This window comes from Staphylococcus sp. GDY8P198P, assembly GCF_017891615.1.
Taxonomy (GTDB): Bacteria; Bacillota; Bacilli; order Staphylococcales; family Staphylococcaceae; genus Staphylococcus; species Staphylococcus cohnii.
On record NZ_JAESJQ010000007.1, the window covers coordinates 179,966 to 204,402 of the forward strand.

Sequence of the window (24,437 nt, forward strand, 5' to 3'; positions counted from 1 at the left end):
CTGGTGCATCAAAATATTTTAAACACTGAAGCTTTTTCATAAACCAAATTTAGAGGATAAGCGACGTTGAATAATATAGGGTGTGGATATGCAGTCAATTTTAGTTATGAATATAATGCAAATTCGCATTTTTATACCAATGCTATAAATAATCAGAATGTAGGCCTAGCTCTATAAAAATCATAAAAACTACGATTTCAGACAAACTAACAAAAATCACAGAAAAAACCTGAGACAATCATTGATGTCCCAGGTCGTTTCGTTGTGCTTTTATAAGTGTTTCTCAATTACTTCTGCTAAGTTTTCTTTAGGTTGGAAGCCTACAACTTTATCGACAGGTTCACCATCTTTAAATAAGATTAAAGTCGGGATACTCATTACTTCAAATTTAGCAGCTGTTGACGGATTTTCATCTACATCAAGTTTTAAAATATTAGCTTTTCCATCATAATCACCAGCTAATTCTTCTAATACTGGAGCAATCATCTTACATGGGCCACACCATGTTGCCCAAAAATCTACTAAATTGACACCTGATTGAATATTTTCATCAAAGTTTGAATCTGTTACTTTTACGATTGCCATAACTGCCAATCCTCCTTAAATTTCAAATGATGAAGAAATTATAACAGACTTTGTACAAATCTGCATACCTCTTGCTCACATTTATTTCAATTCTGCAACGGTCACGCCAAATCCACCTTCACTTGGCATGCCGTTCCTATATGATGACACATTTTTATGTTGTTTTAAATGTTTTTGCACACCTTTTTGAAGTGCACCTGTTCCTTTACCATGAATAATATATACTTGTTCATAATTACTTAATACAGCTTGGTCTAAATATTGATCAACCGCAACCATTGCTTCATCATAGCGGTAGCCACGTAAATCAAGTTCCATTTTAATACTTTGACGATTTTCACGTTTAACCATTTTAGAAGGTGCTTCTTTCGTCTTTTGTGTTTTTTCTAAGTCACTGGTTGGTAATTTCATTTTAATGATGCCCATTTGAACAACCGCTTCATTATCATCTAGTAATTCTAATATTTCACCTTTTTGCCCATATGTCAGAACTTTTACTTCATCGCCAACTTTAATTTCATCCCATTTTTTCTTTTCGACATTTTGCTTTATTGACTTAGCTTCATATTGATCATCCAGCTGTTTCTTTTTATTGATAAGCTCATGTTCTTTTACATCAGCACCTTTTTTATCTCTAAGTTCGCGTAATTCTTTAATGATCTCATCTGCTTCTTGGGTAGCGGCTTTCACGCGTTGATTGGCTTTTTCTTTGGCTTCACTCATTAATTGTTTCTCTTGATTACGATATTTATCATATTCTTTTTCAAGTTCATCATGTGTTTCTTGAGCTTCTCTTAATAGACCATCTAATTCAATTCTCTGTTCGTCTACACGTTTAGAATTTTTTTCTAATGAAGCAATCATTTCATTTATTTCTTGCTCATCCTGTCCTATCATTGCTTTCGCGTTTTGAATCACTTTCATATTGAGTCCTAATTTTTTTGAAATATCAAAAGCATTAGAACGTCCCGGTACACCCATGAGCAATTTATATGTTGGGCTTAATGTATTAACATCAAACTCTACGCTAGCATTCATCACACCTGATCTATTGTAACTGTATGCTTTAAGTTCAGGGTAATGCGTTGTCGCCATTACTAATGATCCTATTTCATGAACATGATCTAAGATACTCATCGCTAAAGCAGCACCTTCACTCGGATCTGTCCCAGCACCTAGTTCATCAAAAAGAATCAAACTATTTTTTGTTGTATGCTGTAAGATTTCAACAATATTTTTCATGTGTGAGGAAAAAGTTGAAAGTGATTGTTCAATAGATTGCTCATCTCCGATATCACAATAAACATTTTCAAAAATGCTTAGTTTACTACCGTCTAAAGTAGGTATCAACATCCCTGATTGTGCCATCAAAATAACGAGTCCGAGGGTTTTTAGTGTTACAGTTTTCCCCCCTGTATTAGGACCGGTGATGATCACAGTTTCAATATCGTCTGCAAATTCAATCGTATTTGCTACAACGGTATCTCTATCTAATAAAGGATGAAATGCTTTGGGTAAATAAACCATTCGCTCACTGGTAAACTCAGGTTTCGTTCCTTTGATTGAGCGTGCATAACGTGCTTTAGCGGTTAAAAAGTCAATTTGACCCATAATATTTTCTGAAATTAAACAAGCGTCTGCTTCAGCCGCTACATAACCCGTTAACTCAGTTAAAATACGTTCACGTTCAACCGCTTCATCATTTCTTAGACGGCTAATTTGATTATTCATTTCAACGATAGACGAAGGTTCAATGTAAAGTGTTTGCCCAGAAGCTGATTGGTCATGAACGATGCCATTAAAATCTTGACGATATTCTGTTTTTACCGGAATAACATTGCGTTCATTGCGCACCGTTATTATAGCATCTGACAACTTTTTCTGATTAGCTTGACGCTTCACAATTTTGTCTAAGTTTTGTTTTATTCGTTGAGTCGTACCAGAAATTTTACTCCGGATGCCTTGTAATTCGTAACTAGCGTTATCGAATAAATCATTAGCGTCACATTTTTGATGGATATTTTGATACAACTCTGAAAGGACAGGTAATTGTTCCATCCTATCGTGAAGAATAGCATAATTCACTACTTCTTCTTCTTCTAATAAATTATTATAAAATGTCTTATATTGATTTTGAATTTGAATTAAACGTTTAATTGCATTAAGTTCTTTAACACTTAATACACCGCCGATTGTCGCTCTATGAATCAGTGATGAAATCTTAGATAATCCACTCAAACTGGGTAAACGGTGTTTATTATATATTTGAGCAATTTCATCCGTTTCATTCATTTGAAATTCGACAGTTTGAAAATCAGTTGCTGGTACCATTTCAACGACTTTCTCTCTACCTAAGTCACTCATGGTTTCTTTTTCAACAAGTGCTTTTATTTTATCGAATTCTAAGACATTTAATGATTTCTGTCTCATATAATCCCTCTATTTCTTCAATTTTATATTATTTTCAATAAATGTTTTAAAGGATGCTCTATCCATTGTATTAATCACGCTTTCTTTTTTTACAAAACCTTTTTGTGCAGTAGCTATACCATATTTCATAAATTCTAAGTGATCTACGTGATGAGCATCAGTATTAATCGTTAATTTAACATTAGGATGTTTTTTAACGATATCTGCATTTAAATCTAAGCGTTTAGGGTTCGCATTGACTTCTAAAATAGTATTTGTTTCTTCTGCGATTTCACATAATTTATCAATATCAGGTTCATAACCTGCACGTTTACCTATGATACGTCCTGTTGGATGTGCAATATGACGGACATAAGGATTACGACATGCTTGTTCTAGTCGATACATAATATCTTCTTGAGATTGGTTGAAACTTTGATGTATCGCTGCGATGACATAATCTAACTGTGCTAATATTTCATCATCATAGTCTAAACGGCCATCAGGTAAAATGTCCATTTCAATGCCTGAATATATATCAATTTCATCATATTTTTCGTTTAACGCTTTAATCTCTTCATTTTGTCGCAACAACCGCTCAACAGAAAGTCCATTGGCGACTTTTAAACTTTGAGAATGATCTGTAATAACCATAAACTGATAACCTTTTGCGATGTTTGCTTCAATCATATCTTCAATACTAAAAGCACCATCACTATATGTTGTATGCATATGAATATCACCATTGATATCATTGATATTGATAATATCTGTTAAGCCTTTGTCAAATTCGCTACCATCTTCACGTAGTGCAGGTTCAATCCAATTCACTCCAAAGTGATTATAAATCTCTTGTTCACTGCTATATTGAATTAGTGCGCCGTTCTCTTTTTCTATACCATATTCACTAACTTTTTCATTGTTTTCTTTTGCCAATTGACGGATTCGAATATTATGATCTTTTGAACCTGTAAAATGCTGTAGTGTATGGTAAAAAGCAGATGGCTCGATTAATCTAAAATCTACGCCAATAGTTTCGTCATCATAAGTTAACTCTAATGACACTTTTGTTGCTCCAACTGCCACTTCTTTAACCTTATTTGGAATTTTTAATAAAGCTTTTTGAACTTCTAAAGGTTGATTCGTGCTTATAATATAATCTAAGTCTTTACTCATTTCTTTAAAGCGACGGAAACTCCCTGCAACTTCATATTTTTCTACTGTCTCAATCGATGATAAATAATCACTAATTTCTATATTTAGTCCTCTCATTTGATCAATTGGATAACGCTCTTTTTTTGCTCCTAATGCTTTTACTGCTTCAAGAATATTCTTTTCAGTTTTCTTAGCGAATCCACTTAATTCACTTACTTTTCCTTCTTCACATGCTTTTTGCAACGCTTCTTTCCCATCAATATTAAGCGCTTTATATAATTTCGCTATTTTTTTGCTACCGAGACCTTGTATTTTAAGTAAAGGAATTAACCCTTCTGGCACCTCTTCTTGTAATGTTGCTAAAGTCGTAGAATTACCTGTTTCTCTATATTCATTGATTACGTCTCCTACACCCTTACCAATCCCTTTTAATTCTGTAACATCTTCGATTTGGTCTAAAGGCCGTTCATCTATTTCTAAACTTTGAGCTGCTTTTCTATAAGCTGAAATTTTGAAAGTGTTTTCGCCTTTTATTTCCATATACACCGCAATTTTTTCTAATAATTGAATAATTTCTTTTTTAGTCATTTGTTTCACTCCATAGAAAAAGGCCAAGACAGCATCACCAAACTATTTTGGTATTTCAGTTATGCCTTGACCCCCTAGTTTTTTAAATCTATAAATTTCACATCAATATCTTTATAGTTGTGTGATAAACATTGAGATAAATGGAATATGTAATAATATATGTTCTGTTATAATCGAATGAGAAAGTTGTTGTTGTATCGTCACATTAGGATAAATTGCACAACTATATAACAAAATAGCATTAATGATTAACGATGGAATAACACTTAAAATCATACCACATAGTCTGCTCGTAATATTTGGTAGCTTTTGTTTAAGCGTATAATCAAATATAACAATAATGCCATAACATATTACTTTTGTAATCAGAGCAATCGTTACAAAGGCGACAATATGCTCAAAACGTTGTTGCAAATTATCAAATTGAAATGCAAAATTCATATCGTAAGCATGTGTCTTTGGATATGGGACAAATAACTCCAAGCGTCGTGCTATTTGTAAATAATATCGTTGAGCCATCCACAAAGCAAAAATTGTTGCGCTCAAATGTATAGCTGATAACCACACGCCTCTTCTAAAGCCAATGATGCCAATATATATAAAGATGACAGCTATCACTATATCAATAATCATTAATCTTCACTATGTTTCAATTGATTTATTTCTTGTCTTAAACGATCATTTTCTTCTTCTACTTGGACTTTTTCATGCATGATATTAACTGCAGTAAGAATGGCTTTTCTAGTTGTGTCTAAACCCGCACTTTTACTTGCTAACTCTTTGAGTCTTTCATCTACCAAATGTGCTACATAACGGATATGCTCAGGATTATCTTCTCCGACGATTGTATAATGTTGATCATTTATAGTTACATTAATCCGATTTTTAAACTCACCCATATAATAACTCCTGACTTTTGTATTTTATTTCTAATCTAAATGTTTTACTTTATTTATATTTATATGTTGGTAATTTATAATATTTATTACGAACTATTATACACGACAAGATATTTTTTTGTAAGAGGTGGGAATTGTTCTATTTGAAATATTTAATGATTATAAAACAATGGTTTTAATTCACATTCATTAAAGTCATATTGCTAGTTATATCATAAATAGCTTACTTATTTAAATTTATGATATGATATGCATTGTTAAATTTTAAAATACGTTATACGAACAAAGAGAGGTCACTAAATGACTAATATAGTACATAAATTAACAAATTCAGAGATACAACAATTAATGACTAAAATCAATTTTGATACAACTAATCTTTCACAAGGTATGAAAGCACGTGCAAAGCATTGCAATACTGCGATTACGATATATAATTCTAATAAAGTAATGTTTCAAGGTAAAGATGCTGAAGCTGTAGCAAACGCTATATTACCTAATAAATCAGCATCTCCCAAAAACAAAACAAAACATGGTAGTACCAAACAAACTAAACAGCACATCTCCTATAATCAATTTCAATGTATCGGTAGTGACGAGGCAGGCAGCGGTGATTACTTTGGACCACTAACAGTTTGTGCAGCTTATGTATCAGAAAAAGACGCTCAAATCTTAAAAACACTTGGAGTAGACGACTCTAAAAGACTTACTGACCCTAAAATTATAGAAATTGCTGAACAAATTATAACTTTCATCCCACATTCTTTATTAACAATGCATAATGAAAAATACAACGAGAAACAAAAAGCCGGTTGGTCTCAAGTTAAAATGAAAGCAGTTTTGCATAACGAAGCAATTAAAAATGTCGTTGCAAAAATTGACACAGACGAACTTGACTATATCGTTATTGATCAATTTGCTGAACCTGGCGTATATAAAAGATATGCACTTGGCGAACTGCCGTTTGAAAATAAGACAAAATTTGAAACGAAAGGTGAATCAAAATCCATAGCAATTGCTGCCGCTAGTATTATTTCACGTTATGCCTTTGTGAAAAATATGGATCAACTTTCAAAATACGCAAAAGTTATATTACCTAAAGGCGCCAGTAATAAAGTGGATTTGGCCGCTGCAAAAATCATTGATAAAAAAGGTGTCCATTATTTAGATACCATGACCAAAAAACATTTTGCTAACAGAACAAAAGCTTTAAATTTAATAAATAAAAAGCAACAATAAACGCTTTTTTGTAAATCATAACGTTACTAATGCAAAATAAAGCCTTGAATCATCGCAACATGCGACATAGATTCAAGGCTTTATTATATTATCTAATCGTTGCACCTTCTGCTTGTAAGGCTTCTAAAATACGATCATGTACTTCATTTACTTTATCATCTGTAAGTGTTTGTTTTGTATCTAAATATGATAAACGAAGTGCAATTGATTTTTCATCTTCTGCCACATGTTCACCTTCATAAACGTCAAAGACTTCCGTTTTTTGTAAAATGTCGCCACCGTTATTTTTAATCACATTAACGATTTGGGCTGATGGCGTTGCACGATTAATGACTAGTGCAATATCTCTTGATACACCAGGGAATCTTGGTATTGGTTGATAATTAATGTAACCTACTGAAACTGACATCAACTTATCGTAATTAAGTTCAAATACATAAGTTTGTTTTAAATCATAATCATTTTCAGTTTGCGGATGTAACTCCCCTACGAATCCAACGATTTCATTATTTAATTTAACCAATGCAGTTCTACCAGGGTGTAATCCAGTTATTTCACCAGCTTCATATTCAAATTGAATGTCTAAAATTTCTGCAATACGTTCAACGATACCTTTTGCTACAAAGAAATCAATTGCTTCCTTTTTACTTTGCCAAGTATTAACAGCATAATCTCCTGTTAATATACCGCTTAAATATTCTACCTCGTCTGGCAATTGATCTTCCTCATTGCCGAAGAATACACGCCCTAATTCATATAGCGCAACATGATGATTACTTCGAGCTACATTATAAGACACATCATCAATGAGATGAGGAATCAAACTCTGTCTCAAAGTAGCATGTGCTTCACTCATAGGCATCAGCAATGATATCGTTGAGCGATCTTGCAGTGCAAAATCAGTTGCACGTGCTTTATCTACAAGTGAGTAATTAATCGCTTGGCTTAAACCGGCACCTTCTAATGTCGCTTTTACTATTCTTGTTTTTGCTTGTCTATCATTTAATGTACCCGGTGTTACATGTTCAAACACAGGTAACGTTGAAGGAATTTCATCATAACCGTATATTCGAGCAATTTCTTCGATTAGGTCTTCTTTGATTGTAATATCTTTACGACGAGACGGAACCATTACTGTCAATGCATTACCTTCTAGTGTTGTTTCAAAGCCTAGTTGAACAAAAATAGCTTCAATTTCTTCTCTCGATAAATCAAAACCAATCGTTTTGTTTACTTTTTCAACAGTAATTTCAATTGGAGTAACAAATTGGCCAAGGTCGCCTGCAGCTACACGATCTTGTACCACCGTTCCACTCGCATATTGTTGTAGCAAATAACAAGCTCTGTCTACCGCTTCGTCTACAAATTCTGTTGCAATACCCTTTTCAAATCGACTTGAAGCTTCACTACGCAAATTTAAACGTCGGGAAGTATGTCTAATTGAAACTGGGTCGAAAATTGCACCTTCGATGATGACATTTGTGGTATTTTCAGTCACCTCTGAGAAATCGCCGCCCATAACACCAGCAATTGCAATAGGACTATCACCATTAGTAATAACAATATCACTTTCTTTTAATGTTCTCTCTTGATCATCTAGTGTTGTCATTTTTTCTTCTGCTTTGGCTTGGCGCACTTCTATTTGATCAGAGCCGATGTGGTCTTTATCAAACATATGCAGTGGTTGACCATATTCTAATAATACATAATTTGAAATATCTACAACATTATTTATTGGTCGAATACCTGCTTTAATCAATCTCATTTGCATCCATTCTGGTGATGGTTGGATTTTAACATTTTTCACTATTCTAGCACTGTAGTACGGTACCTTGTCTTGGTTTTGAACACTAATACTTAATTCATCAGCGGCTTGTTCGTTCGTTGTCTCGCATTGTGTTTCTGGTTTTTTCAATGGCATATTATAAAGTGCAGCTGTTTCATAAGCTGTACCTATCATACTTAATGCATCTGCTCTATTTGGTGTTAAATCAAATTCCATAACTTGATCATTTAAATATAAAGCCGTAAGGGCGTCTGTTCCAGGTTTGACATCTGAGGTAAATACATATATACCTTCTTCAAATTGTTTAGGAACTAGATTTGAGGAAATACCAATTTCTTGTAATGAACAAATCATTCCTTCTGAACGTTCACCTCGTAATTTTGCTCTTTTGATTTTTATTCCCCCAGGTAAACGTCCACCTACAGTTGCCACAATGACACTCTGTCCTGCATCTACATTAGGTGCACCACAAACAATTTGCACTGGTGCTTCTTCACCTATATCAACTTGACATAAACTTAGTTTATCTGCATCTGGATGCGGTGCTTTAGATTGAATATATCCAACCACTAAATTTTTAATGTCTTTTGTGTAATCAATAATATCATCTACTTCAATACCTGTGCGTGTAATTTTTTCTGCTAGAACATTGACAGGTTGATTAATTTCTACAAATGTCTCTAACCATTCTTTTGAAATAAACATTATAACTCACCTCTATCTTCTACTGCTTTAAATTGGTCTAAGAAACGCACATCATTCGTATAGAAATGACGTATATCTTCAATACCGTACTTGAGCATCGCAATTCTATCTGGTCCCATACCAAAAGCAAATCCTGTATATTTCGTTGCATCAAATCCAGCCATTTCTAGTACATTCGGGTGAACCATACCTGCCCCTAAAATCTCTATCCAACCCGTTTGTTTACAGACATTGCATCCCTCGCCACCACATTTAAAACAAGAAACATCAACTTCTACAGATGGTTCAGTAAATGGGAAGTAACTTGGACGAAGACGAATTTCTCTGTCTTCACCAAATAATTGTTTGGCTAACAACTCTAATGTCCCTTTCAAATCACTCATTTGAATATTTTCGTCTACAACTAAACCTTCAATTTGCGTAAATTGATGACTGTGTGTTGCATCGTCAGAATCACGTCTATAAACTTTACCGGGACATAATATTTTCACTGGTCCTTGACCATTACGTTGTTCCATTGTTCTCGCTTGAACTGGTGACGTATGTGTGCGCATTAAAATATCTTCTGTAATATAAAAACTATCTTGCATATCTCTCGCTGGGTGAGATTTTGGTAAATTTAATGCTTCAAAATTGTAATAATCTTTTTCAACTTCATATCCATCAACAATTTCATAGCCCAATCCTAAAAATAAATCTTCAATTTCTTCAATCGTTCTTGTTAAAGGATGCTTAGCACCTATTGAAATTTTACGGCTAGGCAACGTTACATCAATTTTTTCTTCTTTTAACTGTTGTTCTAATTTTGCATTTGCTAAAACCTCTCGACGGGATTCAATCTCACCCTCGATCGTTTGTCTCACTTCATTTACTTTTTGGCCATATGCTGGTTTCTCTTCGTTTGATAATTCTTTCATATGTTTCATCAAACCAGTCACAGAACCTTTTTTACCTAGATATTTGACTTTGACATCTTGTAACTCTTTTTCATTTTGAGCTTCATTTATATCAACTAATGCTTGTTGTTTAATCTCAGACATTGCCTCTGTTTGTGCCATACTTTGCCTCCTATTTAAGATCTATATTTTCAAATAAACAATAAATGCATACAAAAAAGCTTTCATCCCTTAAAACTGGGACGAAAGCTTTCCGTGGTACCACCCAAATTTATGCACACGCATACACTTGTAATCTTTGATAACGGAAATGATTTCCGACTTAAATTTCTTTAAGTAACCAAAAAGATGAAAAAAACCAATTACAGTGGATTATCTTTCAGTCTATGAATAATCTCCCTTGAACAACTGTCTCAATTAGTTTACGTCTTTTTATAGGTTAATATTTTTCATTGATACTTGTATTATATACGAAGTTCATTCAAAGGGTCAACCTTTGAGATGATACAATAATATGCTACCAGCTATGGCAACATTTAAACTTTCTGCTTGCCCATATATGGGAATGTTTAAATTCTGAGTCGTTTGTGTTAATAAATTAGGGTTGACACCTTCTCCCTCATTTCCAAGGAGCAGCGCAAATTTTTCTTGATGTTCCATTTGATTATAAGGGATAGCGTTCTCTAATGCTGTACCATAAACATTTCCATTAAAACCATCTATAAATTCACTTAAATCTCTAGTGATAATAGGAATATGAAAAACACTACCTTGACTTGCACGTAGTACTTTATCTTGATATGGATCTGCGGTTCCTTTTTCTAGCACGATTAAATCAATACCTGCCGCATCCGCAGTACGTATTAATGTCCCCATATTACCTGGATCTTGAATACGATCTAACAGTAGTACTTGCTGATATGCGCGTTCCTCATAATGTACTTTTTCTATAATCGCAAAGAATCCTTGTGGTGTTACCGTACCAGACAATGATTCCGCAACTTTTATATTTATTTCATATACTTCTTCTGCATCATTCACTAATTGCTCATCTAGTCTATCGATATCAATTGCGAATAATTGTAATATTTTTATATTACTCTTATATGCTTCATCAATTAAATGTACACCTTCGATAAGTACATGACCTGTTTTATCTCTTTCACGTTTCTTTTTTAATTTATTTGCACTTTTAATTTTATTATTTTGTGCAGAAGTTATCATTTCCATAATATAGCCTCTTTATTTCAATTTTTAAATATATGCCTAATATTAGAACTTAATTGCTTACATCTTCTAGCTAAGTCAAATTGATTTTCTATAATAATACTGTCTCCACTATAACTTACCATATCACCTTTTTCAGGCAAAACGTTATCTAGTAACCTAATCTTATAAGTTTTGGCGAATTGTGGGTTGCTTTGATTCATAATTTGAAAATGTATGTGCGGTTCCATTGTGTTACCCGAATTTCCTACTCGTGCAATTAATTGCCCACGTCTTATATAATCTCCAACATTCACTTCAAATGTGTCTGGTTTAAGATATGCTATCATACTATACTCTTTGCTTGTATGTTTAATAATGATGTAATTCCCTTCAGGGTGTTTCATATTATTTTCACCCGATGGTGCATCTGGTATTCCGTCTACAATGTCTATTACAACGCCATTTGCTGGTGCAATCACACTTTGACCATAACTATAATAACTTTCACAGCTATTAGGATTGCCCTGATAAGTAAGATGATCCTTCACAAAAACTAAATCTAATGCATGACTTTGATTTTTGTATGAGTAATGATGGTTTAAAAGTTCATTTTCTCCGCCAGCGTAAACAAACCAACTGTTTGGAACTGGTATCGTATACCTTAATTTCGTTTCTTTATGCCTGTTTGCCAAGTTGATAGGCATAAGAACGAAACCAATAATTTCATGATATTTATTTAAAGTCACACTAATACCAGATGTTTGCTTTACATCCAACCATATGTATTCTTCTTTATAATTGAGTTGTATGTGTTTATATAATATATTTTTATGCCTAATTGTATTATAAGATTTCAATAATCTTTCTAATTCGTGATAGGAAGAAATTTCTTGGAAATAATCACTAAACTGATTATATAACCATTCGCTATCACTTTTTTCTATTTTTTCTAAAATTACTTGTGCATTTATTTCAATCATCATTTACACAACCCATCAATTGTATATAGCATTAGTATTATAAAATAAAAAATCGCTCAAAAATTATTATATGAATAATTAATGAACGATTAATCTCGGCTATACATTAGCCTTTAAATAAATGAAATTATTTAGATACAACTTCTTCACCTTTGTATGAACCACAGTTCTTACAAACACGGTGAGATAATTTGTATTCACCACAATTTGGGCATTCTGTCATACCAGGTACTGAAATTTTAAAATGAGTACGACGTTTATTTTTTCTTGTTTTTGACGTTCTTCTTTTTGGTACTGCCATGATATATCCTCCTTATATTCATACATTACTAAATTATTTTCAGACTCAATAATCTATTATACTATAAATTATTTAAATCCGCTATTGCTCTTCGTCATATAATTGTTGTAGTTTTTGAAGCCTAGGATCGATTTGCTCAGTTTCCTCTTCTTCAGCAAGCTCAACCGCTTGTTCCTCGTCAATAACTTCCCAACCATTACCTTCACGTAACATCTGATCGCTATTATTTGCAAAAGCACGCATTGGCTTTTCTATAATAACAAGTTCTTCAGCAATATCTTTTAGATTAATCATGCCGTCTGTGGCATCATGATAATGCTCATCTTCCTCGTCATCACTTATATACTCGTTACCTTCTAAATCAAAAATTTCTTGTGATTTTATATCAATAGGAACTTCGACTGGTACTAACGTACGGGCACATGCCATCGTATAGGTTCCAGTTATATGCATATCTGCAATGACTTCATTTGATTTGACAGTTAGTTCACCCTCAACATCAATATCAGATAGATCTATTAAATCTAATGATTTTACTAAATGATCAAAATTCACCGTTTGATGGAACTCAAATGGTTTATCTTGGAATTTTCTTAATTGTGTTATTGACCATTTCATATGGCTTCACCTCTAACAAGCACAAAATTTATTTTAACTTTATAGATAAAAGTTGTCAAGATTTTTTCTTAACACAAATTAATCTGATACAATATCTATAATGAATTCTGAAAGGGAGAATTGCAAATGAAAAGCGTTGCACTAGTCACTGAATATAATCCTTTCCACAATGGTCACTTATACCATGCCCAGACATCAAAGTCAATAACCGATTCTGAAATATCAATAGCCATTATGAGTGGTAATTTTGTTATGAGAGGGCAACCAGCTATATATAATAAATTTATACGCACCCGAATGGCATTGAGTGCTGTCGATTTAGTCATTGAATTGCCAGCAGTAGCTGCTTTATCAGCAGGACAATATTTTGCAGAAACAGCTGTCCAAATAGCAAGTTATGTTGACGCAAATCATCTATCATTTGGTAGTGAATCAGGTGATATCGATTCATTTCATGAATTGCAAAAAGACATCTCTAAAATAGAACAAACATCTGAATTTTCAATGAAACTAAAAGAAGGCAAAAGTTATCCCAGAATATTAAGTGAACTTTTAAACAATCATACGTTATTATCTTCTCCAAATAATACACTAGGTATTTCTTATATGCGGGCAATTCAAAAGTTAGCACCACATATCAAACCTTGGACGATATCAAGAGAAAGTAGTCATCACCATGATTTCAACATTTCAAACTTAAATTTCGCTAGTGGCACTGCCATTCGCAATGCATTACAAACTCAAAATGACCTATGGAAATCGGTTGTTCCTAACTCAATACAACAGCTTTATCAAGAACCACACGCGACTGTAGAAGATACATTTCCGTATATTAAATATGCTATTTTAAGTCATACAACAAATTCATTGAAAAATATCTATACGATGAGGGAAGGATTAGAAAATCGCATATTAGATAAAATCAGATATGCCTCATCATTTGAGCATTTAATGTCGTTGATTAAAACAAAGAGATATACATATACGCATATACAACGTATATTAATGAATATTTTACTAAACTTTCAACACCAGCATAAACATAACGACATAAAAGCAGTGCATATCCTTGGTATGTCATCAAAAGGTCAACAATATTTAAAATACTTAAAGAAAAAATTTCCAGAACGTCATTTCATTACGCAACTAAATCAACAAAATGCGCATTTATTTGAGCAAGAAATCCATTCAACACACATTTATAATTTGCTTTCTAATCGTACAGAAACAGATTTTAATACACATGTATTACGCGTTTAAAATGAATAATTACTACTCGAAAACATTTAAAATTTCATTTCTAGTATAATCAGCCTGAGCATGAATTTATAAAAATTTCATACTCAGGCTTTTTTATAGTAGGACACTTTAGTATTCGGCTCGTTTATTATGATAGTATTTCAATTTATATTTCAAACAATAGATTGTTTGAATCACTTTCACTTTACTTTTCATTACAAAAAATACCTATGTATCATTTATTGTTCGCAATTAGACGAAATAAAAAATAGTGGATGTTTATATTAGATATCTTGCGTCAACACTATGTATATAATTCAATTATCTTTTGTTCATCAACATCATTTGACAAATCAACAAAATATTCGAGTTGCCATTTTTGACTAAGCTGCGCAGTTTTGTTTAAATCCTTTTCCCAACTTGGATAAACACGAAAAGCCATTTTCCCTTTTTTATTTTCAGAACTAATTATACCCTTGTGCATGAGTATTTCTTTTTGAAAAACGAATTGTCCTTTTTGTACACCATCTATAATATTAACAACTAATTTATCTGCTATTTCATCATAAGTAAAAGGTACATTGTTCCCTTGATTATTTTTATGCCATATTGCAACAAAGTAGCCGTGTTTCTTCGGTGTTTTTTTAGCTAATCTACTTTTAAAAGTGATGTTATTAAAAATAAAATTGATAGCTTCATAATCTTGATTCCAGGTTTCTATATTTAAATCTTTCAATGAAAATGCTAATTTCGTTTCTTTTAATTTATTAAATAATAAACTCGAGTTAAAGTTAATGATTATCACCCTTTTATCTTCAATTGTTCACCGTGAAGTGTGCAACGTTTACTTTCTTTCATTCTGCTGAATGCATAAAGAACCACTAACCCAACAAGTTGGGAAGTGGTATTAAGGATTACCTGAGCTTTAGCTCATGCATAAGAACCACTAACCCAACAAGTTGGGAAGTGGTATTAAGGATTACTTGAGCTTTAGCTCATGCATAAGAACCACTAACCCAACAAGTTGGGAAGTGGTATTAAGGATTACCTGAGCTTTAGCTCATGCATAAGAACCACTAACCCAACAAGTTGGGAAGTGGTTCTTTATCATTTCTTGAATTTTTCATTCAACGCTTTTTCAACATGTTCTGGTACAAAATCTGATACATTAGCCTTATATGCAGCCACTTCTTTCACTACACTCGAACTAATAAAGGAATAATTTGTACTTGTCATCATGTACATAGTTTCTACATTACTATTTAACTTTTTGTTCATTGAAGTCAATCTCAATTCGTATTCAAAATCACTTACAGCTCTTAATCCTCTAATAATTGTTTGCGCACCAATTTCATCACAAAAATCTACAAGTAATCCATTAAAATGATGTACTGTAACATTATCAAGGTGTTTTACAGATGCTTCTATTAATTCAATGCGCTCATCAACTGAAAAGGTCCCCGACTTGTTGTTATTTTTCAAAACACAAATATGCAATTCATCGAAACGATCGGCACTCCTATCAATGATGTCAATATGGCCATATGTAATTGGATCAAAACTTCCTGGAATCACTGCTTTAGTTGTAGACATTTTAATCTCCTTTTTCTAATAACAAAGTGTCTGTTAATCCATAATGATATCTTTTAATCACATGAAATGATTTTGTATCAATCTCTTCTTTATGATTGAACTCACAAACGATAATACCATTTTCTTTTAATAAATTAAACTTTATAATTCCGTCCAGTGCTTCATCAATTAATCCTTTATCATAAGGTGGGTCTAAAAATATAACATCAAATTGCATCGCTCTTTTTGAAAGTGCTTTAAGGGCTCTATCCGCATTATTTTTATATACTTCCGCTTGGTAAGAGATGTTTAAATGTTGAAGGTTCGCTTTGATGATTTTTATTGCTTTAAAATTTTGATCTACAAAAATTACTTTTTCCATTCCCCGAGACAATGCTTCAATACCCAAAGCACCACTTCCAGCAAATAAATCTAACCCGATACCTGATACTTCATGTAGGCTGTTAAAAATACCTTCCTTAACTTTGTCCATCGTAGGCCGAGTGTTACGGCCTTCCATACTTTCTAATGGTTTACTTTTATGGATTCCAGAAATCACTCTCATTGAGAAACACTTCCATTCTTTAAGTTATTTTTATATAATACATACTGCATGAAAGGAGGGGCAAAATGAAACAAGCATTTATACAATTGGGCGAAGGCCTTACAGACTTATTTGAATTTACAACACTTATAGAATACAATCATGCAAGAATTGAGCATATCGTTTATTTCCACACCCCTACTTTTGATAAACAATTATCTTCAGTGGCGATTATTATGAAACCTACACATGGTAAACATTTCCAAGCGATGTATATTATGGTAAATGCGGTTAAATATCCATATCCTCATTCAAACAAAAAATTCGATTTAATTAATGAACAAGCAACACGTTTCAACATTGATGTAAAAGAAATTGATGTGCAACCACCTGAGCATTTTCATTCCAACAATATTTATTTCAATTATCTAATCAGTGTATTGCGACTTCAAAGATGGATACCACCATTACAATAATAGTAAATAAAACAAAGTCACGTAGCTATATTTAAATCTAAAGTGACTTTGCTTGTTAATTAAAAATTTATTTAAGTATCATATAATCAAGAAAATTCATGTTGTTCTTTGGGATATTCCTTTTTAAGATATTTATAAGGAGAACCTGCAATATGTTTTACATATTTTAAGTTCATAAGTTTATCTACAATTGTGTCCGCTTCTTCTTCATTTATATACATAATAACATTGCGTTGTAGCTTATTCGTACTGACAATATGTCCAAATTTTCTAATTTGGCGTTCGTGTTTCATATGTTTTAAATATATAACTAAACTTGTTCTAGATACAATATTCATACAATTATCACTCCATTTATTAGCCACTTTATAATATCATGTCTAATTCGATTAATAAATAACAATTATTTTGAACAATAGCTAACATTTGCTATATTACTGTATATACTCAAATCAAGGAGGATTTGCGCATGACAACAATTAACAAATTAATAAAAGGTGCATTTCTAGGTACGGTTGGTTTAGTAGGTAGTGTTATTTTCTTTTCAAAATATAAAGCTAAACCTATGAACCAAGAAATCCCGCCTTTTTTCTCTAAGCCTGCACCGTATATCTTCGCACACCGTGGTGGTATGGCAGTGAAACCTGAACTGACAAAACTCGCATTTGACAATGCTTTATCACATCATATTGATGGATTCGAAATTGATGTGAGATTGACTAAAGATCAACAATTAGTGGTTTTTCATGATGCAGATGTTGATCGTACGACAAACGGCTCAGGAAAAGTAGCAACACATACTTTAACAGAATTAAAGCAATTAGACGCAGGTTATCATTTTACGGATTTAAACGGGTTAACACCTTATCGTAATCACACTGACACTAAAATACTAACTTTTGATGAATTATTAAAATTATATCCTAACACACTTATAAATGTTGACCTTAAAGATGATTCACAAAGTGATCAAGGTAAATTAGCACCTAAAATCATTTATGATATCATTGTTAAAAACCACGCGCAAAATCGTGTTTTAGTTACTAGTTTTCAAAGCGATCAAATTGAAAGGTTCAAAAAAGTAAGCAACTACACAATAGCTATTGGAGCAAGTCAGAGCGAAGTGGCAGAAGGCTTCTTAAAATTCAAATCAGGTTTAGGTAACACATTTAAACCACAAGCACATACATTTCAAATGCCAGTGACGTTTAAAGGTATTAAATTGACTTCACCTAAATTTATACAGTGGTTAAATGAACGTAATATTGTCCCTGGTTTTTATGGTATTAATAATCTAGATTTAATGAATGATTTAGCCAAAAACGAGGTGCATACTATAGTCACTGACAGACCTGATTTAGCAGAACGATTTAAAAACACCTATCAAAATAAATAGTTATATAAAAGCTGGGTCACTACAAGTGCCCAGCTTTTATATTAATTAACATTTCAGCACTGATTTGCTATAAGGAACAGCTACAAGAACCACCTGTTGCACAACCACTTGCATCTTTTTGGAAAAATGGATTACCTGTTTCTATCTTTACATTTTCAGATACAGCATAAGCTATTTTCACTATAACCTCGTCTATTAAATCTTGTAATGCAACTTCTTTTTGTTTGTAATCCATAACTACTGGTAGCATTTCATAAGCACGTTTTCGTTTACGTGTTTCTAACATCACTTTTTGATAATCTGGATGATATTTTCCAAATCTCATTATTTCGTCATATTGCTCTTTTGATTTTAAAAAAGCTTGATAGAGTAAATGCGCTTCATCATTTTCTTGTAAATTTTGTTCTGCTATTTTAAATGAATGATATAATCGTGAATCAAGTATTTTATCACTTAAATATTCAATATCATCAAGAATGTTCAAAGTTTCTTCTGTTATCATTATATCCTCTCCTACTTATCTTCAATGAAAATAATTGTATAATAACCGTTTGACACTTCGCCGCCGACTTCATTGTATTTAGAATTTAACATCCTTGATCTATGAATATCAGAATTTAACCAACTATGGATTAAAGTTGGTACTTCGTTAAAATCATATCCTACATTTTGACTAGTAGAAACAAAAGAAATATTTTGTTCATTAAGCTTTTGTTTCAAGGCATCTTCTGTAAATTCTACACTATCAGTATCAATTGCTTCGTACAAATTATATGATGCAATATGAGCTACGTCATTATTGATTTTTAAAGGCTTAGCATCTTTTAATTTGCGCATCTCATTAGTTATTTCATAAAGTGTCATCAATTGATTTGCATTTTGTTCATATGGTATTTTTTTATAATTATTTTTCACTTTTTTATCTTCTTGCGCAGTAATCATTTGATAGGGTTTGAATGCTATTAATGCTTCACTATCTAAATATCTTACACCTACGATTTCATTAGCTTGTTGATCAATATATACTTGTGCGTAAACATTATTGAATTTTATAAGTGTCTGTGTTTTCATATCTGAATCTGAAAGTTCTATTTCATACGCTTTTCCATTAGCTTTAATCGTTGGCTCTGGATTGATACTGTACTTTTCAAAAACATGCGCTGCATTATCACCAATTTCAACTGGATTAACGTTAGCATTTTTACCAGTGGCATAAACTGATTTAATTTTATTTTTTTTCGTTGTGACAAGATAATACTGATTTTTTTGTTTATATACGTAGTTTTTAAAACCACCTTTATATGAATAGACCCTATCTGCTTGTCCATAATTATCAGTTAAATTATGTAAATCTTGTCCAATCCAAGTACCCACACCTTTTTTAAGTTTAGGATTTTCAACATTTGTTTTTTTGTTTTGAAAATCTTTGTTTTGTGTTGTTTTTGAAGTTTCTTTATTAGGATTTTCTAAAACATCAAATTTCAAACGCGGTGAGTAAAATAGATAAATTATAAAACAAATCAATAATAATACACCAATAACTTTAATTATTAGTTTCTTCATCGCTCATCCACCTACATTATTCTTTGGTTCATTGTACATGTTTATGACAGATACAAGCAAGGCATGTCCTCAAATTTGTTAATTTGTAATAAACCCTTTACATTTTCATCATATATTATATGTACATGACGTAATATACAAGAGAATTTTGGGTATAAAATAAATGAAGGGGTGACAAATATGTCAATCATTCGTATACATGGTGCGAAACAAAATAATTTAAAAGATATTTCTTTAGATATACCAAAACATAAAATTTCTGTATTCACTGGTCGTTCTGGTTCAGGTAAGTCATCATTAGTCTTCAATACAATTGCTGCCGAATCTGAACGTTTACTTAACGAAACATATTCTACATATATACAAAATCAATTAAAACAATTTAGTAAAGCAAATGTAGATTTAATAGAACATTTACCAGTAGCTATGATTATCAATCAAAAAAGGTTAGGTGGTAATTCACGGTCTACAGTAGGTACAATTTCCGATATTTATGCTTCAGTGCGTTTATTATGGTCTCGTATCGGAACACCTTTTGTAGGATATTCTGACATTTTTTCTTTCAATAATCCAAATGGTATGTGCGAAACATGTTCTGGCCTTGGATACGTAGAAGATATTAACTTGGAAGAACTGTTAGATTTTGAAAAATCTTTAAATGAAGATGCAATCCGTTTTCCCTCTTTCAGACCGGATAGTTGGCGCGGTAAACGTTATTTATATTCTGGTTTATTTGATAATGACAAGAAATTGAAACATTATGATAAAAAAGAATTGGATACACTGTTATACACAAAACCTACCAAATTGAAAAACCCTCCAGAAAACTGGCCAAAAACTGCAAAATTCGAAGGACTTATTCATCGATTTAGACGTTCTTTTCTATTAAATGACAATTTTGAAAAAAATAAATTCAAACACGATATTGAAAGAGTTGTGACATCAAAAAAATGCCCAACATGTGGTGGTAAAAGATTAAATCAAAATGTATTACAATCCAAAATTAATGGCTTAGATATCGCTGAGTTCACGCACTTATCTATTGACGAAGCAATGACTTTCATTCAAAAATTAGATTCTACCAAAGCACAATTTATAATTAGCCCTTTGTTAAAGCAATTAGAAGCTCTTAGTTATATTGGACTTAATTATCTCACTTTAGATCGTGAAACAAAAACGCTGTCTGGTGGAGAATCTCAACGTATTAAACTTATCAGGCATCTAAATAGCCCTTTAAGTGACTTAGTATATATCATAGATGAACCGAGCATCGGGCTACATCCTGAGGATATTCAAAAAATAAATGAAATCATTCAATCTTTAAAAAATAAAGGTAACACAGTTCTAGTAGTAGAACATGACCCTGACGTTATCAAAATTGCAGATCACATCATAGATTTAGGGCCCTATGCTGGAAAAAATGGTGGTGAAATTGTTTTCACTGGTAACTATTCTGATTTATTATCATCAAATTCCAGTACTGGAAAAGCATTAAAGAAAAAACATAAATTGAAATCATCCATAAGACAGACAGATGCGTTTATTGACTTAAATCATATGACGCAAAACAATTTAAAAGATATTTCAGTTCGTATTCCTAAACATGCAATGACCGTTGTAACTGGTGTAGCTGGTTCTGGCAAGAGCACACTTATACATGGCGGCTTACAAAACGATGAAGACGCTATTATTATCGATCAAAAGCCCGTACACGCTTCAAGTCGTTCTCATTTGTTAACATACCTAGATATATTTGATGATGTTCGTACCTATTTCAGTAAAAATACAGGGTTGAAGAAGTCATTATTCAGTTACAACTCTGAAGGCGCCTGTCCTGAGTGTCATGGAAAAGGCGTGCTAAAAACGGAGCTTGCATTTATGCCAGACTTCACCCAAATTTGTAATGTTTGTGGTGGTAAAAGATATAAACCTGAAGTTTTAAATGCAACTATCTCAGGCTATTCTATAGCAGAGATATTGAACTTAACAGTGGATGAAGCTTTAAACTTTTTTAATACAAATCAATCTATTGCACAGCCTTTGCAATCACTGAAAGCAACAGGTTTAAATTATATGAATTTAGGACAAACACTTGATACATTATCTGGTGGAGAAATACAACGTGTTAAGCTCAGTAAATATTTGACACACGTTGTGAGTAATCACATTTTTGTATTTGATGAACCTACTACTGGCTTACATGAAGATGATATACCAATTATTTTAACTTGTTTTGATAATTTAATTGACCAAGGTAACACAGTAATTATCATTGAACATAATTTAACGATGATGACAAATGCAGACTGGATTATTGATATAGGGCCATATGCTGGAAACAAAGGTGGTAAATTACTTTACCAAGGAAATCCAGATGGTCTATTAGCAACCACTACTTCTGTTACGGCTAAACACTTAAAAAGGTATTTATCTTAAGTCGCTTTTTTAAAATTTTTATTTAAATTATTTGAATGAAACCACACACAAATCTTGAGTTACAAAAATTATAAAAAGAATCTACCACTTAAACAGATAACATCTGCAACTGCAACTTTAAAATAAAAATAACCTGAGACACTGCAGTGTCTCAGGTTATTTTTAGATATAATGATTATTTCAGCTTAGTCCATCAATACTTTAACTAAGTATATTTATAAAACCGAAAGTTGCTTTCAACAATGATGTTGTTTCTCCGCCTGGATATAATACATAGAGCAATACATAAACCATCACTCCTGTGATAGCAGTACAAAACCAAACAATTGATGCAATTGGTCCTACAAATCTATGAAGTTTAAATTTGTCTTTGAACGCAGTGATGATTTGGAAAAGTCCTAGCAGACCACCGATGGTAGCTAAATTGATATGAAAAATTAAAAAGATTGTATAATAAATCTTAATTGAATCTGGGCCACCAAAAGCAGTATTACCAATAAATATCGTTCTCGAAGCATAAATAATAAAGAAAGTTAGCGCAAATATAGCAGCAAGTAACATAAATTTTTTATGACTTTCGATTTCTCTTTTCCATATTTTACGCCATCCTATTGCAATAAGGATTGCGCTTATCACTATACATGTTGTGCTAATTGTAGGTAAGATTGGTAAATTCATATATTCCATCCTTATTAATATTTATTAGAACATTTTAATCAATGAAACAACAACAACGAGTACGAAGAAAACTACTAAATAGTTTAAAGAGTAAATAAACATTTTTGTTGCCCATTTTGTTTGATCTGAATCTTTTTTAAAACTCGTTAAACCTAAATATAACCAGCCTAAATTTAATAATGTAGCTAATATGATAAATGTTGTACCAAGATCATTCAATAATAATGGTAGTGGTAATAACAATACTAGCCAGATAAACATACTCACTCTCGTGCGTTTGAAACCTTTAACAGAAGGTAACATTGGAATATTTGCCAAACTATATTCATCTTTACGCTTTATTGCCAATGCATAAAAATGTACTGGTTGCCAACAAAATATTACTAAGAAAAGCGCTACAGCAACCATACTAATATTGCCTTCAATAGCTGTCCAACCTATTAACGGTGGCACAGCACCAGGAAAACTCCCAATCACTGTATTCCAAACTGTATGACGTTTAGACCAAATTGAATAAAATGACACATATCCAACAATACCTAACAATCCTATTACACCAGATGGTATATTTAAAGCAAATAATAATGCTTCCCCTACGAGCATCATTCCAAAACTAAGTAATAATAAATTTCTATTTGAAATTTTTCCATTAACTGAAGGTCTTTGCTGTTTACTTGGCATGATACTGTCAATATCTTGATCATAGTAATTATTTAAAGCGCATGCGCCCCCCATAATTAATGTCGAACCTACCAACATCATTAAAATCTGTGGTATTGACGAGAGGAAGGAATGATTTGCCAACACAATTGCAAGCCATGAACCAGCAAATGCTGGAATTAAATTGCCCTGAACTAGTCCCATTTTAATAATTTGTTGTAACTCTTTAAACGTTACACGACTAGAATTATGCGACAAAGTTTGTTCTTTGTTCATAATTTCCCTCCTAATTTTTCCATATAATACAATGATATATCAATTTACGGTGATTGACTACATTTATACAAAGTTATTTGTGACACTTTATCGACATTCACAAATAGTCATTTTTGTGACACAATTAGAAGCGTATTTCTTGTTATAATAATAGTTAAGTTTTATTTAAAAATAAAAAAGTAAATGTAAAGAGTCTATGGTTCAAACTACAAATGATTGGTATCATT

General features: G+C 32.3%; 24 protein-coding genes. 5 read left to right on the top strand and 19 right to left on the bottom strand.

Annotated elements, in window-relative coordinates:
- Window positions 1–270 precede the first annotated feature (270 nt).
- The 5 genes from trxA to zapA form a co-directional block, all read right to left on the bottom strand.
- On the bottom strand, window positions 271–585 hold the full coding sequence (trxA, locus tag KA824_RS08010) for a thioredoxin (RefSeq protein ID WP_019469293.1): 315 nt from the start codon (window positions 583–585) through the stop codon (window positions 271–273).
- A gap of 81 nt (window positions 586–666) precedes the next feature.
- Window positions 667–3,015: an endonuclease MutS2 gene (locus KA824_RS08015; protein ID WP_181187524.1), complete on the bottom strand. Its 2,349-nt coding sequence runs from the start codon at window positions 3,013–3,015 to the stop codon at window positions 667–669.
- A 9-nt stretch (window positions 3,016–3,024) separates the two neighbouring features.
- Window positions 3,025–4,737: a DNA polymerase/3'-5' exonuclease PolX gene (gene polX / locus KA824_RS08020; RefSeq protein WP_107383701.1), complete on the bottom strand. Its 1,713-nt coding sequence runs from the start codon at window positions 4,735–4,737 to the stop codon at window positions 3,025–3,027.
- A gap of 111 nt (window positions 4,738–4,848) precedes the next feature.
- Window positions 4,849–5,370 carry a CvpA family protein gene (locus KA824_RS08025; RefSeq protein ID WP_107383700.1) on the bottom strand — a complete coding sequence of 174 codons (522 nt, stop codon included), beginning with the start codon at window positions 5,368–5,370 and terminating at the stop codon, window positions 4,849–4,851.
- Window positions 5,370–5,636 carry a cell division protein ZapA gene (gene zapA, locus KA824_RS08030; RefSeq protein WP_019469289.1) on the bottom strand — a complete coding sequence of 89 codons (267 nt, stop codon included), beginning with the start codon at window positions 5,634–5,636 and terminating at the stop codon, window positions 5,370–5,372. Before zapA ends, KA824_RS08025 begins: the two co-directional genes overlap by 1 nt.
- 300 nt (window positions 5,637–5,936) lie before the next feature.
- Between zapA and rnhC the strand changes: the two genes are divergently transcribed.
- Entirely contained in the window at window positions 5,937–6,875 is a 939-nt protein-coding gene (rnhC, locus tag KA824_RS08035; RefSeq protein ID WP_107384390.1) for a ribonuclease HIII, read from the top strand.
- Between the two features lie 88 nt (window positions 6,876–6,963).
- Here the strand turns inward: rnhC and pheT are convergent, their stop codons facing one another.
- The 6 genes from pheT to KA824_RS08065 form a co-directional block, all read right to left on the bottom strand.
- On the bottom strand, window positions 6,964–9,366 hold the full coding sequence (pheT, locus tag KA824_RS08040) for a phenylalanine--tRNA ligase subunit beta (protein WP_107384389.1): 2,403 nt from the start codon (window positions 9,364–9,366) through the stop codon (window positions 6,964–6,966).
- Complete coding sequence (gene pheS, locus KA824_RS08045; RefSeq protein WP_107386411.1) at window positions 9,366–10,424, bottom strand: phenylalanine--tRNA ligase subunit alpha; 1,059 nt, start codon at window positions 10,422–10,424, stop codon at window positions 9,366–9,368. Before pheS ends, pheT begins: the two co-directional genes overlap by 1 nt.
- Window positions 10,425–10,751: 327 nt before the next feature.
- A complete protein-coding gene (locus KA824_RS08050) occupies window positions 10,752–11,492 on the bottom strand; it encodes a TrmH family RNA methyltransferase (RefSeq protein WP_107384387.1) in 741 nt (246 codons plus the stop codon).
- A gap of 17 nt (window positions 11,493–11,509) precedes the next feature.
- The gene (locus tag KA824_RS08055; protein WP_181187525.1) at window positions 11,510–12,454 is read right to left on the bottom strand and encodes a M23 family metallopeptidase; all 945 of its coding nucleotides are present in this window, start codon (window positions 12,452–12,454) and stop codon (window positions 11,510–11,512) included.
- Window positions 12,455–12,578: 124 nt separating this feature from the next.
- Window positions 12,579–12,752: a 50S ribosomal protein L32 gene (rpmF, locus tag KA824_RS08060; RefSeq protein WP_019469283.1), complete on the bottom strand. Its 174-nt coding sequence runs from the start codon at window positions 12,750–12,752 to the stop codon at window positions 12,579–12,581.
- Window positions 12,753–12,833: 81 nt separating this feature from the next.
- Window positions 12,834–13,370 carry a YceD family protein gene (locus KA824_RS08065; RefSeq protein ID WP_107384385.1) on the bottom strand — a complete coding sequence of 179 codons (537 nt, stop codon included), beginning with the start codon at window positions 13,368–13,370 and terminating at the stop codon, window positions 12,834–12,836.
- Between the two features lie 126 nt (window positions 13,371–13,496).
- Between KA824_RS08065 and KA824_RS08070 the strand changes: the two genes are divergently transcribed.
- Window positions 13,497–14,630 (top strand): nucleotidyltransferase, encoded by a 1,134-nt coding sequence (locus tag KA824_RS08070; protein ID WP_107384384.1) that lies wholly within the window; start codon window positions 13,497–13,499, stop codon window positions 14,628–14,630.
- A gap of 283 nt (window positions 14,631–14,913) precedes the next feature.
- Here KA824_RS08070 and KA824_RS08075 read toward each other — a convergent pair whose 3' ends face one another.
- The 3 genes from KA824_RS08075 to rsmD form a co-directional block, all read right to left on the bottom strand.
- Window positions 14,914–15,414: a MepB family protein gene (locus KA824_RS08075; RefSeq protein WP_107384383.1), complete on the bottom strand. Its 501-nt coding sequence runs from the start codon at window positions 15,412–15,414 to the stop codon at window positions 14,914–14,916.
- Window positions 15,415–15,716: 302 nt separating this feature from the next.
- The gene (gene coaD / locus KA824_RS08080) at window positions 15,717–16,202 is read right to left on the bottom strand and encodes a pantetheine-phosphate adenylyltransferase (protein ID WP_019469279.1); all 486 of its coding nucleotides are present in this window, start codon (window positions 16,200–16,202) and stop codon (window positions 15,717–15,719) included.
- Between the two features lies 1 nt (window position 16,203).
- Window positions 16,204–16,746 (bottom strand): 16S rRNA (guanine(966)-N(2))-methyltransferase RsmD, encoded by a 543-nt coding sequence (gene rsmD, locus KA824_RS08085; RefSeq protein ID WP_181187526.1) that lies wholly within the window; start codon window positions 16,744–16,746, stop codon window positions 16,204–16,206.
- Between the two features lie 65 nt (window positions 16,747–16,811).
- Between rsmD and KA824_RS08090 the strand changes: the two genes are divergently transcribed.
- Window positions 16,812–17,201: a DUF7147 family protein gene (locus KA824_RS08090; RefSeq protein WP_107384380.1), complete on the top strand. Its 390-nt coding sequence runs from the start codon at window positions 16,812–16,814 to the stop codon at window positions 17,199–17,201.
- Window positions 17,202–17,287: 86 nt separating this feature from the next.
- Here the strand turns inward: KA824_RS08090 and KA824_RS08095 are convergent, their stop codons facing one another.
- Window positions 17,288–17,539: a YlbG family protein gene (locus tag KA824_RS08095; protein ID WP_107386412.1), complete on the bottom strand. Its 252-nt coding sequence runs from the start codon at window positions 17,537–17,539 to the stop codon at window positions 17,288–17,290.
- A 131-nt stretch (window positions 17,540–17,670) separates the two neighbouring features.
- Here KA824_RS08095 and KA824_RS08100 point away from each other — a divergent pair, with 131 nt between their 5' ends.
- Window positions 17,671–18,597: a glycerophosphodiester phosphodiesterase family protein gene (locus tag KA824_RS08100; RefSeq protein ID WP_107384378.1), complete on the top strand. Its 927-nt coding sequence runs from the start codon at window positions 17,671–17,673 to the stop codon at window positions 18,595–18,597.
- Window positions 18,598–18,664: 67 nt separating this feature from the next.
- Here the strand turns inward: KA824_RS08100 and KA824_RS08105 are convergent, their stop codons facing one another.
- Both KA824_RS08105 and KA824_RS08110 read right to left on the bottom strand, forming a co-directional pair.
- Window positions 18,665–19,099, bottom strand: coding sequence for a YlbF/YmcA family competence regulator (locus tag KA824_RS08105; protein WP_107384377.1), 435 nt, complete (start codon window positions 19,097–19,099; stop codon window positions 18,665–18,667).
- 11 nt (window positions 19,100–19,110) lie between these two features.
- The gene (locus KA824_RS08110) at window positions 19,111–20,160 is read right to left on the bottom strand and encodes a CAP-associated domain-containing protein (RefSeq protein ID WP_107384376.1); all 1,050 of its coding nucleotides are present in this window, start codon (window positions 20,158–20,160) and stop codon (window positions 19,111–19,113) included.
- A gap of 180 nt (window positions 20,161–20,340) precedes the next feature.
- Between KA824_RS08110 and KA824_RS08115 the strand changes: the two genes are divergently transcribed.
- Entirely contained in the window at window positions 20,341–22,596 is a 2,256-nt protein-coding gene (locus KA824_RS08115) for an ATP-binding cassette domain-containing protein (protein WP_107386460.1), read from the top strand.
- 201 nt (window positions 22,597–22,797) lie between these two features.
- Here the strand turns inward: KA824_RS08115 and KA824_RS08120 are convergent, their stop codons facing one another.
- The gene (locus tag KA824_RS08120; RefSeq protein WP_107384374.1) at window positions 22,798–23,274 is read right to left on the bottom strand and encodes a DUF420 domain-containing protein; all 477 of its coding nucleotides are present in this window, start codon (window positions 23,272–23,274) and stop codon (window positions 22,798–22,800) included.
- A 24-nt stretch (window positions 23,275–23,298) separates the two neighbouring features.
- On the bottom strand, window positions 23,299–24,210 hold the full coding sequence (cyoE, locus tag KA824_RS08125; protein ID WP_107384373.1) for a heme o synthase: 912 nt from the start codon (window positions 24,208–24,210) through the stop codon (window positions 23,299–23,301).
- Window positions 24,211–24,437 lie beyond the last annotated feature (227 nt).